Origin of the sequence: Arthrobacter sp. ZGTC412 (assembly GCF_002929215.1) — a bacterium.
Classification (GTDB): domain Bacteria; phylum Actinomycetota; class Actinomycetes; order Actinomycetales; family Micrococcaceae; genus Arthrobacter.
This window is the reverse complement of record NZ_PJII01000001.1, coordinates 338,530-356,120: the sequence shown is the minus strand read 5'-3', so window position 1 is coordinate 356,120 and position 17,591 is coordinate 338,530. Positions and strand designations below refer to the sequence as shown.

Annotated in this window: 18 protein-coding genes and 1 riboswitch; of the genes, 7 read left to right on the top strand and 11 right to left on the bottom strand. The window is 66.6% G+C overall.

The window, feature by feature from the left end:
• Positions 1–10 precede the first annotated feature (10 nt).
• Genes CXQ88_RS01600 through CXQ88_RS01590 form a run of 3 tightly spaced genes read right to left on the bottom strand, consistent with a single transcriptional unit; the run spans position 11 to position 3,118 of the window.
• Positions 11–1,141 (bottom strand): Mrp/NBP35 family ATP-binding protein, encoded by a 1,131-nt coding sequence (locus tag CXQ88_RS01600; protein ID WP_104042415.1) that lies wholly within the window; start codon positions 1,139–1,141, stop codon positions 11–13.
• Between the two features lie 11 nt (positions 1,142–1,152).
• Positions 1,153–1,851: a DUF1003 domain-containing protein gene (locus CXQ88_RS01595; RefSeq protein ID WP_258061645.1), complete on the bottom strand. Its 699-nt coding sequence runs from the start codon at positions 1,849–1,851 to the stop codon at positions 1,153–1,155.
• Positions 1,835–3,118 (bottom strand): magnesium transporter MgtE N-terminal domain-containing protein, encoded by a 1,284-nt coding sequence (locus CXQ88_RS01590; RefSeq protein WP_104042413.1) that lies wholly within the window; start codon positions 3,116–3,118, stop codon positions 1,835–1,837. The genes CXQ88_RS01595 and CXQ88_RS01590 overlap by 17 nt, the downstream gene beginning before the upstream one ends.
• 77 nt (positions 3,119–3,195) lie before the next feature.
• On the opposite strand from CXQ88_RS01590, the gene CXQ88_RS01585 reads away from it, so the two are divergent.
• The gene (locus tag CXQ88_RS01585) at positions 3,196–4,149 is read left to right on the top strand and encodes a general stress protein (protein ID WP_104042412.1); all 954 of its coding nucleotides are present in this window, start codon (positions 3,196–3,198) and stop codon (positions 4,147–4,149) included.
• A gap of 71 nt (positions 4,150–4,220) precedes the next feature.
• On the opposite strand, the gene CXQ88_RS01580 is transcribed toward CXQ88_RS01585, so the two are convergent.
• A complete protein-coding gene (locus CXQ88_RS01580; RefSeq protein WP_104042411.1) occupies positions 4,221–5,801 on the bottom strand; it encodes an aminopeptidase P family protein in 1,581 nt (526 codons plus the stop codon).
• Between the two features lie 80 nt (positions 5,802–5,881).
• Here CXQ88_RS01580 and CXQ88_RS01575 point away from each other — a divergent pair, with 80 nt between their 5' ends.
• Entirely contained in the window at positions 5,882–6,730 is an 849-nt protein-coding gene (locus CXQ88_RS01575; RefSeq protein ID WP_104042410.1) for a PHP domain-containing protein, read from the top strand.
• Positions 6,731–6,802: 72 nt separating this feature from the next.
• Here the strand turns inward: CXQ88_RS01575 and CXQ88_RS01570 are convergent, their stop codons facing one another.
• The 4 genes from CXQ88_RS01570 to thiE form a co-directional block, all read right to left on the bottom strand.
• Entirely contained in the window at positions 6,803–7,675 is an 873-nt protein-coding gene (locus CXQ88_RS01570) for a DNA-methyltransferase (protein WP_104042409.1), read from the bottom strand.
• Positions 7,676–7,683: 8 nt separating this feature from the next.
• Positions 7,684–9,399: a DEAD/DEAH box helicase gene (locus tag CXQ88_RS01565; protein ID WP_104042408.1), complete on the bottom strand. Its 1,716-nt coding sequence runs from the start codon at positions 9,397–9,399 to the stop codon at positions 7,684–7,686.
• 289 nt (positions 9,400–9,688) lie between these two features.
• Positions 9,689–11,182 (bottom strand): RNB domain-containing ribonuclease, encoded by a 1,494-nt coding sequence (locus CXQ88_RS01560; protein ID WP_104042407.1) that lies wholly within the window; start codon positions 11,180–11,182, stop codon positions 9,689–9,691.
• A 102-nt stretch (positions 11,183–11,284) separates the two neighbouring features.
• The gene (gene thiE, locus CXQ88_RS01555) at positions 11,285–12,019 is read right to left on the bottom strand and encodes a thiamine phosphate synthase (protein ID WP_104042406.1); all 735 of its coding nucleotides are present in this window, start codon (positions 12,017–12,019) and stop codon (positions 11,285–11,287) included.
• Between the two features lie 27 nt (positions 12,020–12,046).
• A riboswitch (TPP riboswitch) is annotated at positions 12,047–12,165 on the top strand.
• Between thiE and CXQ88_RS01550 the strand changes: the two genes are divergently transcribed.
• The 4 genes from CXQ88_RS01550 (at position 12,158) to CXQ88_RS01535 (ending at position 14,948) form a co-directional block, all read left to right on the top strand.
• On the top strand, positions 12,158–13,516 hold the full coding sequence (locus CXQ88_RS01550; protein WP_104042405.1) for an FAD-dependent oxidoreductase: 1,359 nt from the start codon (positions 12,158–12,160) through the stop codon (positions 13,514–13,516). It overlaps the preceding riboswitch by 8 nt.
• The gene (gene thiS / locus CXQ88_RS01545; RefSeq protein ID WP_104042404.1) at positions 13,513–13,749 is read left to right on the top strand and encodes a sulfur carrier protein ThiS; all 237 of its coding nucleotides are present in this window, start codon (positions 13,513–13,515) and stop codon (positions 13,747–13,749) included. The genes CXQ88_RS01550 and thiS overlap by 4 nt, the downstream gene beginning before the upstream one ends.
• A 4-nt stretch (positions 13,750–13,753) precedes the next feature.
• On the top strand, positions 13,754–14,563 hold the full coding sequence (locus CXQ88_RS01540) for a thiazole synthase (RefSeq protein WP_104042403.1): 810 nt from the start codon (positions 13,754–13,756) through the stop codon (positions 14,561–14,563).
• 46 nt (positions 14,564–14,609) lie between these two features.
• Positions 14,610–14,948, top strand: a complete 339-nt coding sequence (locus CXQ88_RS01535) for a 4a-hydroxytetrahydrobiopterin dehydratase (protein WP_104042402.1) — start codon at positions 14,610–14,612, stop codon at positions 14,946–14,948.
• Between the two features lie 47 nt (positions 14,949–14,995).
• Here the strand turns inward: CXQ88_RS01535 and CXQ88_RS01530 are convergent, their stop codons facing one another.
• The 3 genes from CXQ88_RS01530 to CXQ88_RS01520 are packed head-to-tail and all read right to left on the bottom strand — an operon-like array spanning position 14,996 to position 16,280.
• Positions 14,996–15,298, bottom strand: coding sequence for a hypothetical protein (locus tag CXQ88_RS01530; RefSeq protein ID WP_104042401.1), 303 nt, complete (start codon positions 15,296–15,298; stop codon positions 14,996–14,998).
• 40 nt (positions 15,299–15,338) lie between these two features.
• Positions 15,339–15,563, bottom strand: coding sequence for a DUF3107 domain-containing protein (locus CXQ88_RS01525; RefSeq protein WP_104042400.1), 225 nt, complete (start codon positions 15,561–15,563; stop codon positions 15,339–15,341).
• A 51-nt stretch (positions 15,564–15,614) separates the two neighbouring features.
• Complete coding sequence (locus CXQ88_RS01520; RefSeq protein WP_104042399.1) at positions 15,615–16,280, bottom strand: TetR/AcrR family transcriptional regulator; 666 nt, start codon at positions 16,278–16,280, stop codon at positions 15,615–15,617.
• Positions 16,281–16,364: 84 nt separating this feature from the next.
• On the opposite strand from CXQ88_RS01520, the gene moeB reads away from it, so the two are divergent.
• Positions 16,365–17,564: a molybdopterin-synthase adenylyltransferase MoeB gene (gene moeB, locus CXQ88_RS01515; RefSeq protein WP_104042398.1), complete on the top strand. Its 1,200-nt coding sequence runs from the start codon at positions 16,365–16,367 to the stop codon at positions 17,562–17,564.
• Positions 17,565–17,591: the final 27 nt, after the last annotated feature.

Here is a 17,591-nt window from a genome sequence, read left to right as displayed (position 1 = left end):
AGGGGAATCCTCAGCGGGGCTGCAGCCCCAGCTTCATGCCCGCCAGGCCCCGCGGCTTGGCGGCCAGCCTCCCGGCAATGTTCGAAAGCGCTTCCGCTGCCGGTGTTCCGGCCTTGCCGAGGACAATCGGTACCCCAGCGTCGCCGCCCTCCCTCAGCTGGATGTCCAGCGGGATCTGCCCCAGGAGCGGCACGTCGGCGCCGACGGTGGCCGTCAGCCGTTCGGCGAGGACCGCCCCGCCGCCGCTTCCAAACAGTTCCATCCTGCCGCCGTCGGGCATTTCCAGGTAGGACATGTTCTCGATAACGCCGGCCACGGACTGCCCTGTCTGGGTGGCGATGGCGCCGGCCCTTTCGGCGACGTCGGCCGCTGCAGCCTGCGGCGTGGTGACCACCAGGATCTCGGCTTTGGGCAGCAGTTGAGCCACGGAGATGGCAATGTCGCCGGTGCCGGGCGGCAGGTCCAGGAACAGTGCGTCCAGGTCGCCGAAATAGACATCCGTCAAGAACTGTTCGAGGGCCCGGTGCAGCATGGGCCCACGCCAGGCCACGGGTTGGTTGCCGCTGACGAACATCCCGATGGAGATCACCTTCACGCCGTACGCGACCGGGGGAAGGATCATGTCGTCCACGCGGGTGGGCGCCTGGCTGATGCCCATCAGGGCCGGAACGGAGAAGCCGTAGACGTCGGCGTCCACAATACCGACGCGCAGCCCCTGTGCGGCCAGGGCACAGGCGAGGTTGACGGTCACGGAAGACTTTCCCACGCCGCCCTTGCCGCTGGCCACCGCGTAGACCCTGGTGAGGGAGGTGGGCTCGTTAAAGGGGATGCCGCGCTGGCCCCCGGCGCCGCGCAGCAGCTCCTTGAGGGCATTACGCTGTTCCTGCGTCATCACCTTCAGTTCGACGTCGACGGCGGCCACTCCCGGTACTGCCAGCAATGCCTTGGTTGCGTCGGCGGTGATGGTGTCCCGGAGCGGGCAACCGGAGATGGTGAGCAGGACAACCAGGCTGACCTTGCCGTCGTCGGACACGTCAACGGACTCCACCATGCCCAGCTCGGTGATGGGGCGGCGAAGTTCGGGATCGATGACCGTGGCCAGGGCGGCATTGACCGCCCCGGCCAGCGAGGTGTTATTGATGGGTGGGCTCCTTAGCGGTCCTGGGTGGAGTGCCCGGGCTTGACCCGGGGGATCTGCTGGGTACGTGGGTTCCGCTGCCGGTCACGCTGTTCCTTGAGTTTTTCCTTCACCTTGTCCCGGGGTGATTCGTGTTGCCCCTGCCCGGAAGGGTCGTGGGTCCGGAGCTCCTCCTGGGCTTCCAGCACGTCTTCGAGGAGCGAGCGCAGCTCCGCACGGACGTAGTCGCGTGTCGCCACCTCCCGCAACGCGATCCGCAGGGAAGCCAATTCCCGGGTCAGGTACTCGGTGTCTGACAGGTTGCGTTCGGCGCGCTGGCGGTCCTGCTGCAGCGAGACGCGGTCACGGTCATCCTGGCGGTTCTGGGCCAGCAGCAGCAGCGGAGCAGCATAGGACGCCTGCAGGGACAGCATCAGGGTCAGCAGGGTGAAACCCAGATCGCGGGAATCGAACTGCCAGGCCAGCGGTGCCCACGTGTTCCAAACCAGCCAGACGACGACAAAGACCGTCATGTAGACCAGGAACGTTGGCGTGCCCATAAAGCGGGCAAAGCCTTCCGTGGCGTGGCCGAAGGCATCCGGATCCGGGGAGAACTTTGGCAGGATCCGCTGCCGGCCGCTGAGGGGCGTGTCCAGGCTGCCCTTCGCCGCCGCCTTGGCGGGCAGCCGCTGGTTGGGGTTCTTCGGAGCGCTGCTGTCAGCCAATGCGGCCACCAAGCCTTCTTATCGGAGCTTCGCCATCATGGGCGCGCCAGTCATCCGGCAACAGATGATCCAGAACGTCATCAACAGTCACCGCCCCCACAAGCCGGCCAGTGTCGTTGACCACCGGGAGGGAGTTCAGGTTATAGGTAGCCAGGGTCCGTGCCACTTCACTGATGTGGGCCTGGTCGGACAGCGGCTCGAGGTTCTTGTCCACCAGGTTCCCCAGCGGCTCGAACGGCGGGTACCGGAGCAGCTGCTGGATGTGGACGACGCCCAGGAAGCGCCCCGTGGGAGTCTCCAACGGAGGCCTGGTAATAAAAATGGACGAGGCAAGCGCGGGGGAGAGTTCTTCACGGCGAACGTGGGCCAGCGCCTCGGCCACCGTAGCCTCGGGCGGCAGGATGACGGGTACCGGGGTCATCAGGCCGCCGGCGGTGTCCTCGTCGTATTCCAGCAGGCGCCGGACGTCCTCTGCGCCCTCGGGCTCCATCAGCTGGAGCAGTTCCTCTGCCTGGGCGGAGGGGAGCTCGCCGAGGAGGTCGGCGGCGTCGTCGGGGTCCATTTCCTCGAGCACGTCGGCGGCGCGCTGGACGTCAAGGGCGGAGAGGATCTCCACCTGGTCATCCTCAGGCAACTCCTGGAGGACGTCAGCCAGGCGCTCATCCTGCAGCTCGCTGGCCACCTCGAAGCGGCGCTTGTCGCTCATCTCCTGGAGTGCCTCGGCGAAGTCCGCGGGCTTGAGGTCTTCGTGGTTCGCCACGAACTGGGTGGCGGCCTGCGGCTCGGTCCGGGGGCCCTGCAGGGCGTCAGCCCAGTCGATGATGAGGGTTTCGTTACGGCGCAGCCGGCTCAAGGGCGAGAGGGAATGACCCCGGCGGACAAAGAGCTTGCTGACGAACCAGTCGCGGGAGCGGTGCTGGTCCATGGCAATGTCTTCGATGGTGGCATCACCGCTGCCGTCCCGGAGCGTGACACGGCGGTCGAACATCTCGGCGACAACCAGGGTTTCGGCGCCGCGCTGCTCGAAGCGGCGCAGGTTGACGAGGCCGGTGCAGATGACCTGGGTCTGGTCGATGGAGGTGATCCGGGTCATGGGAACGAAGACCCGCTTCTTCCCGGGAACTTCCACCACGATGCCCACCACGTGCGGGGCACCCTGGGTACCGCGGGAGAGCACAACAACATCGCGCAGCCGGCCCAGCCGGTCGCCCAGAGGGTCGAAGACGTCCAGGCCCAGTAGGCGCGCCACGAAGACGCGGGTAGGTGTTGTGCTCACTCCTACAGGCTACCGAGTCTGCTCTCTTTTAGCTGAATTTACAGGCAGCACACATAGACATGGGCAAGAATGGGACTATGGCAAACATTTTTGGTGCTCCCAAGGCTGGCGGGCCGAACGGCGTGGACGAAGCCCGCGCGGTCCCCACAGGCGACACCGTCGGCTCCTACACTTCGTACCTGGACGCGCAGAAGGCTGTGGACTACCTCGCGGACCAGCAGTTTCCGGTCCACATGGTGTCCATCGTGGGCAACGAACTGAAGATGGTGGAGCGGGTCACTGGGCGCCTGAGCTACCCGCGCGTTGCTCTCTCCGGTGCGCTGAGCGGCATGTGGTTCGGCCTCTTTGTGGGCGTTATGCTCTCCTTCTTCGCGCCGTCACCGGGGTACTTCTCGATCCTGACGTCCGTGCTGATGGGTGCGGCGTTCTTTATGCTCTTCGGCATCGTCACCTACGCCATGCAGCGCGGGAAGCGTGACTTCACCTCCACGAGCCAGGTGGTGGCCACCAGCTACGACGTCGTCGTCTCGCCGGAGGCTGCGCACGAGGCGCGCCGGCTGCTGCAGCAGCTGCCGATGACCCGCTCGGACGCGGCGGCGGGCAACGGTCCCTACACGCAGCGCGACTACCAGAACCAGCCGTACCAGCATCCGGGCCAGGGTCCTGCCCGCCCGTCCGGCTGGAATGACCCTTACGGCCAGTCCCCAACTAACCAGTCGTCGGGCTCTTCAGTGCAGGAGAACCCCGCTTACGGGGCGCCCGCCGGGCAGCAGCCCGACGCCGGCGCCCAGCAGCAGCCCGCGCAGGCACCGGCGCGGGCGGTGCGTTACCCCGACCTGCCGGATGGCCGGCCCCAGTACGGCGTCCGGATTCCCCCGCAGCCTGATGCCGAAGGCGGCGAGGCAGCAGAAGGCCAGCAGGGTCCGGCGCCGCACGCTCCGGCGCGGCATTCGGCGGGACAGGCCGACGGCGGGCAGCCTGCAGACCAGCGGCCCGTGGACGATCAGCGGCCGGACGACTTCCGGCAGTAATTGCGGGCAGGCAAGCACAAAGCAAAAGCGGGGCTACCGAAATTTTCGGTGGCCCCGCTTTTTGCTTGTGGCTAGTGTGCGCCCTCCGCTTCGCGGTAGATGCCGGCCATCCAGTTCTCCACGTCTTCCGCCTTGCGCGGCAGGGCGGTGCTCAGGTTCACCGGACCCTCAGCGGTCATCAGGATGTCATCCTCAATGCGCACCCCGATGCCTCGGTAGTCAGCGGGGATGGCCAGGTCCTCTTCCTTGAAGTACAGGCCCGGTTCGATGGTGAACACCATGCCTTCGGTAAGGATGCCGTCAAGGTACAGCTCGCGCTTGGCCTGGGCGCAATCGTGGACATCGAGGCCCAGGTGGTGGCTGGTTCCGTGCGGCATCCAGCGGCGGTGCTGCTGGCCTTCCGGGCTGATCGCCTCTTCGACACTGACCGGCAGGAGCCCCCATTCCGCGAGGCGCTCGGCGAGGACGGTAGTGGCGGCGGTGTGGATGTCGCGGAACCGTGTGCCGGGTTGCGCGGCGGCGAAACCGGCATCTGCGGCGTCCAGCACAGCCTCATACACTTTGCGCTGGACGTCGGAGAATACCCCGGTTGCCGGCAGGGTCCGCGTGATGTCGGCGGTGTACAGTGAATCCGCTTCCACACCGGCGTCCAGCAGCAGGAGCTCGCCGGCGTTGATTCTTCCGGTGTTGCGGGTCCAGTGCAGGACGGTGGCGTTGTTGCCCGAGGCCGCGATGGTGTCGTAGCCCAGCTCGTTGCCCACCTCGCGGGCACGGGCGAAGAAGGCGCCCTCCACGACGCGTTCGCCGCGGACGTGCGTCAGAGCCCGGGGCAGGGCCTTGACAACTTCCTCGAACCCTTCGACGGTGGCGGCGACTGCGAGCTTCATCTGCTCGATCTCCCACTCATCCTTGAGCAGGCGCAGCTCGGAGAGGGCTTCGCTGAGCTTTTCGTCGAGGGCATCGAGGACGGCGAGGTCCAGGTTGTCGGGGTCTTTCGCCGTGTTGTACCGGGCGGTGTCCACGAGGGCGTCGATGTTTTCGTCCACCTTGCGCACCAGGCGGATGGAAATGCCGCCGATCTCAGGGGCGCCCACATTCTTGGTGATGGCCGTTTCGAGCTGGTCGATGTGTGCCGTGGCAAGGCCCAGGCGGGCCTCGAACTCGGCCAGCGTGGGACGCGCGCCGATCCAGAACTCGCCGGAACGGGAGTCGGCGTAGAACTGTTCGGTATCCCGGCCGGCGAGCGGCCGGAAGTAGAGCGTGGCGCGGTGGTTGCCGCCGTCGTCGCCCTTTCCTTCTTCGGCGGGCTCCAGGATCAGGACAGCGTCCGGTTCGTGGTCAAGGCCAAGCCCGGTAAGGTGCGCGAAGCCCGAGTGCGGCCGGAAGCGGTAGTCGCAGTCGTTGGAGCGGACCTTCAGCGGTCCGGCCGGGATGACCAGGCGTTCGCCCTTGAACTGGTCGGAGATCGCCCTGCGCCGGGTTGCGGCGTGGCTGGCAACGGCGTCGCGCGCCGGAAGTTCCTGGCTGGAGGGCGCCCAATTGCTGGCCATAAAGGCCTTGAAGGCGTCGGAACTGGGCCGCTGGGAGCGGTTGTTAACTCGCTCTTCCAAGGGCTGGGAAGCAGAATTTTGGGTGTTATCGGCATCGTTCACGGCACCATCGTCTCACCAGCGCGAAGCCTTGTGCGAATACCCGCATGAACGCGGGAGCGGCGGTCTACTAGGCTGGGGAGGTGAGGATTGACCTGCATGCCCACTCCAATGTTTCCGACGGCACGGAAAAGCCCGCCGACGTGATGGCGTCGGCAGCCCGTGCCGGGCTGGATGTGGTGGCGCTGACCGACCACGATTCCACCTCTGGCTGGGTGGAAGCGTCGGCTGCTGCGGTGGAGCACGGCGTTGCGCTGGTGCCCGGCATGGAGGTTTCGTGCCGGACGGAGCAAGGGATCAGTGTCCACCTGTTGAGCTACCTGCATGACCCCGGACATGCGGGGCTGCTGGAGGAGATCACCAAGGCCAAGGATGCCCGGCAGACCCGCGCCGAGCGGATGGTCACCCTGCTCGCCGAGGACTATCCGCTCACCTGGGACGACGTCATCCATCATGTGGCGCCGGGTGCCACCCTTGGACGGCCGCACATCGCCGACGCGCTCGTGGCCGCAGGTGTGGTGGAGGACCGGTCCGAGGCGTTCGCATCCATCCTCACCTCCCGGTCCCGCTACTTCATCCAGCACTACGCGCCGGACCCGGCCACCGCCGTCGAACTGGTCTGCGCTGCAGGGGGCGTGCCGGTGTTTGCCCATCCGGTGGCTTCCTCCCGGGGCCGCATCGTGGGCGAGCGGGTCTACCAGGAGATGATCGACGCCGGGCTGGCCGGCCTGGAGATCGACCACCGTGACAATCCGGAGGAGGGCCGCGGGTTCCTGCGCCGGCTCGCCGCCAAGCATGACCTGCTGATCACCGGATCATCCGACTACCACGGGACCGGGAAGCCCAACCTGCTCGGGGAAAACCTGACGGAGCCTGAGGTCCTTGCCCGGATCGAAGACATGGCGACCGGGACCGCCGTCGTCCGCCCCTGACCTCCGCCCGCCTTCCCTAACCAGATAGCACTAAGTGTCGTTATGAGCGGTCAAAACGACACTTGCTGCTACCTAATTGGGCGGGAACGAGGTGAACTCGGCGGAGGCACCGAGGCGTTTGGCCATGATGTCGATGGCAGGCTGGTTCTCGTCCACGCACACGAATTTCCGCCCCAGTTTCGCGGAGACGGCGCCCAGCGTGCCGGAACCGGCGAAGAAGTCGAGGCACCAGTCGCCCGGCCGGCTTGAGGCTGCCACTACCCGCCGAACCAGGCCCTCCGGTTTCTGGGTGGGGTAGCCGGTTTTTTCCTTGCCGGTGGGGGAGACGATGGTGTGCCACCAGACATCCGTGGGCAGCTTGCCCAGTTCGCGCTTGGCGGGGGTGACAAGCCCGGGCGCCATGTAGGGTTCCCTGTCCACCTCGGCGCTGTCGAAGTGGTACTTCGCCGGGTTCTTCACATACACCAGGATGTTGTCGTGCTTGGTGGGCCAGCGGTTCTTCGCGCGGGCACCGTAGTCATAGGCCCAGATGATCTCGTTCAGGAAGCATTCCCGCCCGAAGATGGCGTCCAGCATCACCTTGGCATAGTGGACTTCGCGGTAGTCGAGGTGCAGGTACAGCGTGCCGTCCTCGGCCAGCAGGCGCCAGGCCTCCACCAGCCGTGGTTCCAGGAAGGACCAGTAGTCGCTGAATGCGTCGTCGTAGCGGTGCAGGGCGCCCTTGATGGTGTCGTAGGAGCGTCCCTTGAAACCTACACGGTCGCCGGTGCCGCCGGCGTTGGCCACCATGGTGGTTTGCTGGCGCTGCTGGGGCCGGCCGGTGTTGAACGGCGGATCCACGTATATCAGTGTGAAGGCGCCGTCCGGCAGCGACGGGAGGAACTCCGCATTGTCTGCGTGAACCACCAGGCTGCTGCCGTCCGGCGCCCAGACGGTGTCAGTCATAAAGGGTATTAGGCCTCGGTGCTGCCAGGCTGCGCTGCTGTGTCGCTGCCGGCTACTACCTCGCCGTTGCGGCGGCGGGTACGCGTCCGGGAGCGGCGGGCGCGCGAAGGCTGCTCGTCCTCGGTCGCCGTCGAGGTTGCAGCGGGTGCGTCGCCGGCAGCAGCGGGGGCTGCTGCTGAATCGGGGGTACGACGACGGCGCTCGCCGGTGCGGCCCGCGGAGTCACCGCCGGTGCGGCCGCCGTCGCGGTTTCCGCCCCTGTTGTCGCGGCCGCGGCTGGTGCGGTCCCGGCCGTCACGTTCCCGGGAGGGCCCGCTGTCATGGCCGCTACGGCTGTTCTTCTTCCCGGTTTCGCCCAGGTCTTCGAGGACCTCGGCGTCAACGCCGGCGAGGGTGCGCTTGTCACGCGGCAGGCGGCCCTTGGTGCCCGCCGGAATGTCCAGCTCCTCGAAGAGGTGCGGCGAGGAGGAGTAGGTTTCCACGGGCTCCGGGACGCTCAGGCCGAGGGCCTTGTTGATCATGCCCCAGCGGGGCATGTCGTCCCAGTCCACGAAGGTGACGGCGGTGCCCTTGTTGCCGGCACGGCCGGTGCGGCCAACGCGGTGCAGGTAGATCTTTTCGTCTTCAACGCACTGGTAGTTGATCACGTGGGTGACGTCGTCGACGTCGATGCCGCGGGCGGCGACGTCGGTGGCCACCAGGACGTCCACCTTGTTGTTGCGGAAGGCGCGCAGCGCCTGTTCGCGCGCGCCCTGGCCCAGGTCGCCGTGGATGGCGGCGGCGGCGAAGCCGCGGTCCACGAGTTCCTCGGCTACCTTCGCGGCCGTGCGCTTGGTCTTGGTGAAGATGATGGTGCGGCCCCGGCCCCGGGCCTGCAGGATGCGGGCGACAACTTCGATCTTGTCCATGCTGTGCGCACGGTAGATGAGCTGGCGGATGTCGCGCTTGGTGAGGCCCTCGTCGTCGGGATCTGCGGCGCGGATGTGCGTGGGCTGCGTCATGTAGCGGCGGGCCATGGCGATGACCGGGCCGGGCATGGTGGCGGAGAACAGCAGGGTCTGGCGGACGGCCGGGGTGCCGGCGATGAGGGTTTCGACATCGGGCAGGAAGCCGAGGTCGAGCATTTCGTCGGCCTCGTCGAGGATGACCATCTTGACGTTTTTGAGCACGAGGTGCTTCTGCTTGTAGAGGTCGATCAGGCGGCCGGGGGTACCGACCACAACCTCGACGCCCTTCGTCAATGCCTCTACCTGGGGCTCGTAGGCGCGGCCGCCGTAGATGGTGGCGATGCGGGCGTTGCGTTTCCGGGACGCCGTCTGCAGGTCGTTGGCCACCTGCACCGCGAGTTCACGGGTGGGCACGATGACCAGGGCCTGCGGGGCGCCGGGGACGGCCAGCTTCTCGTAGCCGGGGTCGTCCTGCCCCACTACGCGCTGGAGGGCGGGGATGCCGAAGCCCAGGGTCTTGCCGGTACCGGTCTTGGCCTGGCCAATGATGTCGTGGCCGGACAGGGCAACCGGCAGGGTCATGGCCTGGATGGGGAAGGGGTGGGTGATCCCGGCGTCGGCCAGGGATTCCACGATGTCGGCCCGGACGTTGTAGTCCGCGAAGGATTTCTCCTCGATCTCGTGGGGCTTCTCGTCCGAGATGATGGTTTCTTCGGGCTCGAGAACTTCAGTGCCGGACTCGTCGGTCAGAAGCTGGTGGGTATGCAATTCACTCACGGTGGAGTTTCCTTATTCATTTGGGCAATGGCGCTGCCTGCTCAACGGGCCGGCCGCAAGGCTGTTCCGGAGCACGCTCGGGCGCACACGCAATTCCAGTGGAAGCCGATCGCGGGCTATCTAAATGCTGGCACTGGTGACCAACGGGTGTATCTCAAGATCGCGTAGGGGCGGGCTTGTTGGTTTCAAATCAAGGAAATCAACGACCGGGCATCCATTTCTACTCCTTCAGTCTAGCCGCAGACACCCCAATTCCCGGCTTTTGCAGCCCGGTGGCCCTACTGCGCCACTACTCCACGAGCTCGAAATGGACTTCCCTCGTCGCGATATCCGAGGAGACCAGGCGGACCCGGACCTTGGTTCCGGACTCCAGTTCGCCGGCGCACCGGGCAGTCACGGCGGGGTCAGCGATCTGGATAATCCCCGAACCGCCGTTGCCGTTGCCGTTCTTCCCGTTGCCGTTGCCGTTGCCGTTTTTGCCGTTCTCTTTTTGCGGTTTTGACCCGGAGATCACGATCGCCTCGAATTCCTGCCCGATGTGGTTGACCAGCAGGGCCGCCTCCACGGTATCCAGGGCCATGCGCTCCATCCGTGACGCGAGCTGGTCGGATCCGGCCATGATCTCGGGCAGGGTTGGAAGGGCGTCCCGCGCCCACCCCGGCACGTGGCCGCCGTTGCTCAAGGCCTCGCAGATCACCAGCACAAAGCGGTCCACCAGGCGGCGCAGCGGCGCGGTGGTGTGGGCATAGGCGGCGCCGATGGCCGACTGGTCAGCGTCCTCCGGCACGGAGCCGTCAAAGGCGGTGTAGGCGGCGCCCCTGAACAGCATGCCGGCCGAGTGCATGATGGCCAGCTGGCGGGGTTCGGTGGGGTCCAGGCTGCGCAGGTATTCGCCGTAACTGACTTCGCCGTCCCAGGGCTTGCCAAGAGCCTCGGTCTGCAGCCGGAAGTGGTTCAGGGAGCGCTCATCCGGGGCCGGCATGGTCCGCAGGATGCCCACCTTCCCTGCCAGCATGAGCTGAGCCGCCGCCATCCCTGTCATGAGGGATATTTGGGCGTTCCAGTCCTCCACCGGAAGCTGGGGAGCGGCGGCAATCCGGTAGCCGCCGTCGGGAAGCTGGACAATCTCCTGTTCCGGCATGTTCAGGCTCGCACCGCCGCGGACCCGTTCCAGTTCCACGCGCTTGAGCCCCACCTCTTTAAGGAGCTGCAGTACGGGCGGGGCGGTGCCGGCGTCGAGCTCAGCCTGCACCCCTTTGTAGCTGAGCTTCGCGCGGCTGCGCATCGTGGCCCGTTTCACCGTCACCGACTTCACCTCGGCGGCGCTGTCCAGGCGGAAGTCCCAGACAAAGGCAGAACAGTCCTGGCCGGGGAGGAGGCTGCCGGCCTCTTCGCTGATCACCTCCGGATGCAGCGGGATCCGCCCATCGGGAGCATAGAAGGTCTGGCCCCGCCGTCGCGTTTCCGCGTCCAGGGGCCCGCCGGGGTTCACAAAGGCGGGGACATCCGCGATCGCGTACAGCACGTGGTAGCCGTCGTCTTCGGCTTCAATAAACAGCGCCTGGTCCAAGTCCGTGGACGACGCCGGATCGATGGTGATGAAGTCGACGCCGGTGAGGTCCTGGTCAGGGAGCTGCAGGGACTCAACTGCCGCTTTCGCGTCAGCCACCGCCTCCTCAGGGTAGGTGCCGGGCAGCTCAAGCTCGGTCCGCAGGGCGCCCAGAGCATCCTCGAGCGCGTTCGTGTGCTCGTGGACGTTGGGACCCAGCCGATGGTGTGACACGAAAATCAGCCTAGCCCGAATTCTCGCCATAGTGCAGGCGCCGGGCCCGGAGTGCCGTGGTGACCGTCGCCCCGGGTTCCGCTCCTTCGGAGATGGGAGTCGTCAGGAATTGGGGGCGTCCAGGGCGGCGAGCAGCGACGCCGCGGCGGCTGCGGTATCGCTGGCTTCAGTAATGGCGCGGACCACCACAATCCGGCGGGCGCCCGCTTCCACCACCTGCTCCACGTTGCTCTGGTCGATGCCGCCGATCGCAAACCAGGGAACACCGCCGTCGGGCTGTCCATCCAGCCCTGAGCGCGCAGCTTCGGCGGCATATCGCACCAGCTCGAGCCCGACGGCTGCCCGCCCGGGCTTGGTGGGGGTTGCCCAGACGGGGCCGACGCAGAAGTAGTCCAGCCCGGCGGGGGCCGCGGCGGCAGCGAGGGCGGCGTCCACCTGCACCGGGGTGTGGCTGGAAAGGCCAATGGCGGCGTTGCCGTTGAGCAAGGTTCGCGCAGCGTCCAGGGGCAGGTCTTTTTGGCCGATGTGGAATACCGGCGCGCCGGACAGTATAGCGATGTCCGCCCTGTCGTTGACCGCCCACAGCCGGCCGTGCCGTTCTGCCGCCTCCTTGAGGACGGCCAGGAGCTCCAGCTCCTCGGCTGCCTCGATGGACTTGTCCCTGAGCTGGATGATGTCCACCCCGCCGGCAAACGCCGCATCCACGAACTGGCCGAAGTCGCCGCGGTCCCTGCGGGAGTCCGTGCAGAGGTAGAGACGGGCAGCGCTGAGGCCGTTGCTGACCTTGGCACTGCTGAGGACGTCGGTGCCGGCGGCAGGGGTTCGGGACACATTCATGGTGAAAAGCCTAGTTCCTCTACACTGGCCTCGTACTGCGGGAGCCCGCGGCAGCTGTCACAAAGCGCCGGGCTGAGAGGGCGTGAGAGCCGACCGCTTGACCTGATCCGGTTAATGCCGGCGTAGGGAAGGAGACACATGCGCGTACCATCTGACGGCCTTTCAGGCAGCCCGCCCAGGCTCGCTGACGGCATCATCCAGGCCGATGTAGCAGTAATCGGTGGCGGAGTCATCGGCCACAGCATCGCCTGGGAGGCGAGGCGCTCCGGCCGCACAGTGGTGGTCATCGACGACGCACCGGGTACGGGTGCCAGCTGGGCTGCCGCCGGGATGCTGGCTCCGGTGAGCGAGCTGCACTACCAGGAGGAGGATCTCCTGGCATTCATGCTGGACGCCTCGGCCCGCTGGCCGGCTTTCGCCGCCGGCCTTGCGGCTGCGTCAGGGGCAGATCCGGGATACATCACGACGCCGACCCTCGCCGTGGGTGCCGACGCCGCCGATCGCCGGGCCTTTATGGACCTCCGGGCAGTCCAGCAGGCAAACGGCCTCTCCGTTGACCTGCTTACCGTCCGCGAAGCACGGAAGCGGGAGCCCCTGCTCAGCCCCGGGATTGCCTGCGCGCTGGACACCCCGGCAGACCACCAGGTGGATCCGCGGCTGCTGGTGGCCTGCCTCCAGGCCGCCCTGGCAGGCGACGGCACGGGGGACGAAGGCGGGATCAAGAGCGGAGCCGCAGGACGCGGCACTCCAGCAGCTGGCGCCGTCGACGATTACGCGGTCCTGGCCCGGGCGGCCGGGCTGTTGTGGCAGGACGGAGCTGTGGCCGGCGTAGGCCTGGCGGGCGGGGGAACTGTGCTGGCCGCCGAAACGGTGGTGGCGAACGGGCTGCACGCGGCAGCACTGGAAGCACTGCCCGAAAACCTGTACCTGCCGTTGCGGCCCGTCCACGGGGACATCCTGCGCCTTACAGTTCCGCGGCACCTGCAGCCCCTGGTGACCTCCACCGTCCGCGGGCTGGTGCACGGCGTTCCGGTCTACATCGTGCCACGCCGGGACGGGACGGTGGTGATCGGGGCGACCCAGCGTGAGGATGCGCCTTCGGCCATGGATGCCGTTTCCGCCGGGGGCGTGTACCGGCTCCTCCGCGATGCGCAGGTGCTGGTTCCCGCCGTCGCCGAACTCGAACTGCTGGAATCCACGGCCCGGGCCCGCCCCGGAACTCCGGACAACGCGCCGCTGCTGGGGCGGGTTCCCGTGGCTGGTGCGGAAGCTGGGCGGGAACCCGGGCACCACATTGCCGGCCTCATCATCGCCACCGGGTTCTTCCGCCACGGAGTCCTGCTGGCGCCGGCGGCCGCCGCGGTCTGCCGGGAACTTCTGGACGGGCATCAGGACCCCCGCTGGGCTGTCTTCAACCCGGGCCGCTTTTCCGCCAAGCCAGGTGCCCGCACTCCTGCCCGCCTGCTCAACACACCGCCCATTAAGGAAACAGCATGAACATCACCTTGAACGGAACCCGGCACGTTGTGCCCGAGGGTGCCTCCATCACCGTGCTCGTCAGCCAGGTCACCGGGCGCCCCCTCGCTGCCAGCGGCCAGGCTGCTGACGGCCGGAAACTTGGCATGGCCGTGGCGCACAATTCACAGGTAGTGCCGCGCAGCCAGTGGTTTGCCACTGCGCTCGCGGACGGCGACGAAGTCGAGCTCGTCACGGCAGTGCAGGGAGGCTGACACCATGACCGAAACCATCACCACCACAAGCCTGGCCGGCCACGACGATCCGCTGGTGATTGACGGCGTCGCACTGACTTCCCGGCTCATCATGGGCACCGGCGGCGCGCCCAGCCTGGACGGCCTGGGGGCAGCCCTCCTGGCGTCAGGCACGGGACTGACCACGGTGGCCATGCGGCGGTATTCCACCGCGGAAACGGGCTCACTCTTCCATCTGCTCGTGGACCACGGCATCCGCGTGCTGCCCAACACGGCAGGCTGCTTCACGGCGCGGGACGCCGTGCTGACCGCCGAACTGGCCCGTGAGGCGCTGGAAACCGACTGGGTGAAGCTTGAAGTCATCGCCGACGAACAGACTTTGTTGCCGGACGCCGTCGAACTGGTGGACGCTACGGAACAACTCGTCAACAGGGGCTTCAAGGTCTTCGCATACACCAACGACGATCCCGTCCTGGCGCTGCGGCTCGAGAACCTCGGGGCCACCGCAGTGATGCCCCTCGGGGCGCCCATCGGCACCGGACTTGGCATCCTGAACCCGCACAACATCGAGCTGATCGTGTCCCGCGCCGCAGTTCCGGTGGTTCTGGACGCCGGCATCGGCACTGCCTCGGACGCGGCCCTGGCCATGGAGCTGGGGTGCGACGCCGTGCTGCTGGCCACTGCCGTGACCCGCGCCCAAAATCCTGCCCTGATGGGGGAGGCCTTCAAACACGCGGTGATCGCCGGTAGGCTGGCGAAAGCGGCCGGCAGGATCCCGCGCCGCGAACACGCACTGGCGTCGTCGGCCATGGAGGGCCGGGCCGAGTTCCTGTAGCCCGCTCCCGCTGCCGCGGACGCCGACCATCAGGCGAGGAGCAGCTATGGCCGGCAAGGACGTTCTTTCTCCCGAGCGGCTCGAGGACGCGTTGGCTGTCCTGCCGGACTGGCGGTACCGCGGGGGTGCGCTGGTGACCGTGTACAAGCTGCCGACGGCGGCTGCCGCACTCGAGCTGATTGCCGCCGTCGGGCGCCTCGCCGAGGAACATAACCACCATCCTGACCTGGACTGGCGGTACAACCGGGTATTCCTCCGCTACACCTCCCACGACGCCGGGGGAGAGGTCACTGCCCGCGACGTGGGCGCGGCCGAAGCAGTGCGTGAAGCTGCAGCCGCGCTCCAGGCAGTTCCTGAGCCGGAGAGGCACCCTGCCAGCTCTTAACTGCCTGTGACCACCGCCCTGGGGCAGTGGTCACAGTAGTAGTTCGGCTAGAGCTTCAGGGCCTGAGTAAGCCGTTCCAGGTCATGCCTGGCCCTTGTGCGGCCCAGGTAGAGGACCACAGCAACCGCCGCGGCCGCCCCCAGAACCATGGGCAGGACCCACGGAAGCCACGTCATTCCCGGCCGGTAGCCAAAGCCCGCAGCCATCAGGATGATCCAACTGACAGCTCCGACACCCACGCTAACGGCTGCGGGAAGGACTACTCCGTATTTTGTGTGCCGCTTGTCGTTGGCCCAGACGATAAAACCTGCGGCGGCCGTCACCAGCACCACGATGGTCAGCGAAAGCATGGCTCTCCTTGGAATGCCCGCCCTTCAGCGGTGCCTGGGGCTAGAACTGGCCGAAACCTACGCGACGGACCTCTTCGGCGCCAATTTCCACATACGCCAGTGCCTTGCCGGGAACAATGATCAGGCGTCCTTTGTCATCCTTCAGACGCAGTTCGCCGCCGTTGCTGATAGCTTCCTGGACGACCTTGGCCACTGAGTCTGCATCATCATTTGACTCCAGGACAATTTCGCGGCCAACGTTCTGAACGCCGATCTTAATTTCCACAGGGGGCCTCCCAGCCGGTTCACGTTTCTCGGGTTATGTCTTATTTGTAGTCTAGGACTCTTTGGGGAAGCGAGAGATTCCGCGCCAAGCTAAACGGTAGATGAGGTCGCTGGCCACATTGAGGTCCAGGTTCCCGTCGGTTTCAAGCCAGTACCGGGCACTGACCTGCGCCATCCCGGCAAGCCCGCGGCCCAGCAGCTCTGCCTCCAGGTGGGGAAGCTTGGTGTCCTCGGCGATGACGCGTGCTATGGCATCGGCAAACGTCCGGTTAAAGGTCTCCAGCCGCGCGCTGACATCAGGATCGTTGATGAGGTCGGATTCGAAGACGAGCCGGTGGGCCTGGTCATCGTTGGCGATGAACTGGAAATAGGCCCGCATAACGGCCTGCACACGTTCATCATTGTCCGTGGTGGAGTTCAGCGCCCCCAGCATCAGATCGGTGAGGGACGCCAGATGGCTTTCGAGCAGGGCAAGGTACAGTTCCCGCTTCGAGGGGAAGTGCTGGTACAGGACTGGTTTGCTGACGTGCGCCGTCTCGGCGATTTCGTCCATTGCTGCGCCGTGGTAGCCGTTGGCCACGAAGACTTCCTGTGCCGCGGAAAGGAGCTGTGCGCGTCGCTCGTCCCTGGGAAGCCGGGCGGACCGTTGCCCGGCGGGGCGCGGGGCGGTTTGCGGTTCGGCTGCGGACGGGCGGTCAGCCCGTGCTTCATGGACCACAGTTGTCCTTCTTTCCCTTGCAGTTACCCCCACTCTACTTCGGGGTAATATGACCCGGCGGTATCCCGGGGCATACATTGAAGTATGGCTTCGACATTCACCGCAAATGTTTCGACTGTTTCACTGGATCCGCTGGTTGAACCGGCAGGTGAGCTCACTCCCGACGAGGTGGAACGCTACTCGCGGCACCTCATCATTCCGGAAATCGGCGCGCTGGGGCAGCGGCGGCTCAAGAACGCGAAGGTTCTGGTCATCGGTGCCGGCGGGCTCGGTTCTCCAGCTCTGCTCTACCTTGCTGCCGCCGGGGTGGGAACGCTGGGAATCATCGACGACGACGCTGTTGACCTCAGCAACCTGCAGCGCCAGGTCATCCACGGGGTGGCCGACGTGGGCCGGCAGAAGATTGAGTCTGCGCGGGATGCCATCGCCGCCCTCAACCCGCTGGTGGACGTCCGGCTGCATGACGTGCGACTTGGCGCCTCCAACGCTTTGGAGCTGTTCGCCGACTACGACCTGATCCTGGACGGCGCGGACAACTTTGCCACCCGCTACCTCGTGAACGACGCCGCCGCGATCCTGGGCAAGCCCTACGTCTGGGGGTCCATCTTCCGTTTCGACGGGCAGGTGAGTGTCTTCTGGGAGAAGCACGGGCCCACGTACCGCGACCTTTACCCTGAGGCGCCGCCCGCAGGCTCTGTTCCCTCGTGCGGCGAGGGCGGCGTCTTCGGCATGCTCTGCGCAGCGGTGGGGTCGCTGATGGTGACTGAGGCAGTGAAGCTGATTACCGGCGTCGGACGTTCCCTGCTGGGCCGCGTGGCACTGTTCGACGCCCTTGGCGGCAGCTGGCGCGAAATCCGTGTCTCCAAGGACCCCGCAGCGGAGCGCATCACGGAGCTGACGGACTACGAGGCGTTCTGCGGCATCACGCCGGCGGCGCAGGCGGACACGGAACACACCGTTACCGCCACCCAGCTGGCCACCATGCTCGCGTCGCGCAATGCCGGCCTGAAGGACTTTGAGCTGGTGGATGTGCGGGAGTCCGGCGAATACGACATCGTTCGGATCGACGGCGCCGTGCTCATCCCGCAGGGACGGATCCTTGCCGGCGAGGCGTGGCAGGAGCTGCCGCAGGACCGGGACATCGTGTTCCTCTGCAAGGCCGGGACCAGGTCCGCGAATGTGCTGGCCGCAGCGCAGAAGGCCGGTTATCAGCGGGTCAGCCACCTCGACGGCGGGATCCTCGCCTGGGTGCGTGACGTGGAGCCCAACAAACCCGTCTACTGAGGCCGTTGCGCTATCACTTGGAGTCCC

What these genes read in the sequence shown, in the direction of transcription:
- thiE (WP_104042406.1), bottom strand. Translation starts at nt 12,019, where the DNA reads ATGAATGTGTCCCGAACCCCTGCCGCCGGCACCGACGTCCTCAGCAGT.
- thiS (WP_104042404.1), top strand. Translation starts at nt 13,513, where the DNA reads ATGAACATCACCTTGAACGGAACCCGGCACGTTGTGCCCGAGGGTGCC.
- CXQ88_RS01535 (WP_104042402.1), top strand. Translation starts at nt 14,610, where the DNA reads ATGGCCGGCAAGGACGTTCTTTCTCCCGAGCGGCTCGAGGACGCGTTG.
- CXQ88_RS01540 (WP_104042403.1), top strand. Translation starts at nt 13,754, where the DNA reads ATGACCGAAACCATCACCACCACAAGCCTGGCCGGCCACGACGATCCG.
- CXQ88_RS01550 (WP_104042405.1), top strand. Translation starts at nt 12,158, where the DNA reads ATGCGCGTACCATCTGACGGCCTTTCAGGCAGCCCGCCCAGGCTCGCT.
- CXQ88_RS01585 (WP_104042412.1), top strand. Translation starts at nt 3,196, where the DNA reads ATGGCAAACATTTTTGGTGCTCCCAAGGCTGGCGGGCCGAACGGCGTG.
- CXQ88_RS01530 (WP_104042401.1), bottom strand. Translation starts at nt 15,298, where the DNA reads ATGCTTTCGCTGACCATCGTGGTGCTGGTGACGGCCGCCGCAGGTTTT.
- CXQ88_RS01570 (WP_104042409.1), bottom strand. Translation starts at nt 7,675, where the DNA reads ATGACTGACACCGTCTGGGCGCCGGACGGCAGCAGCCTGGTGGTTCAC.
- moeB (WP_104042398.1), top strand. Translation starts at nt 16,365, where the DNA reads ATGGCTTCGACATTCACCGCAAATGTTTCGACTGTTTCACTGGATCCG.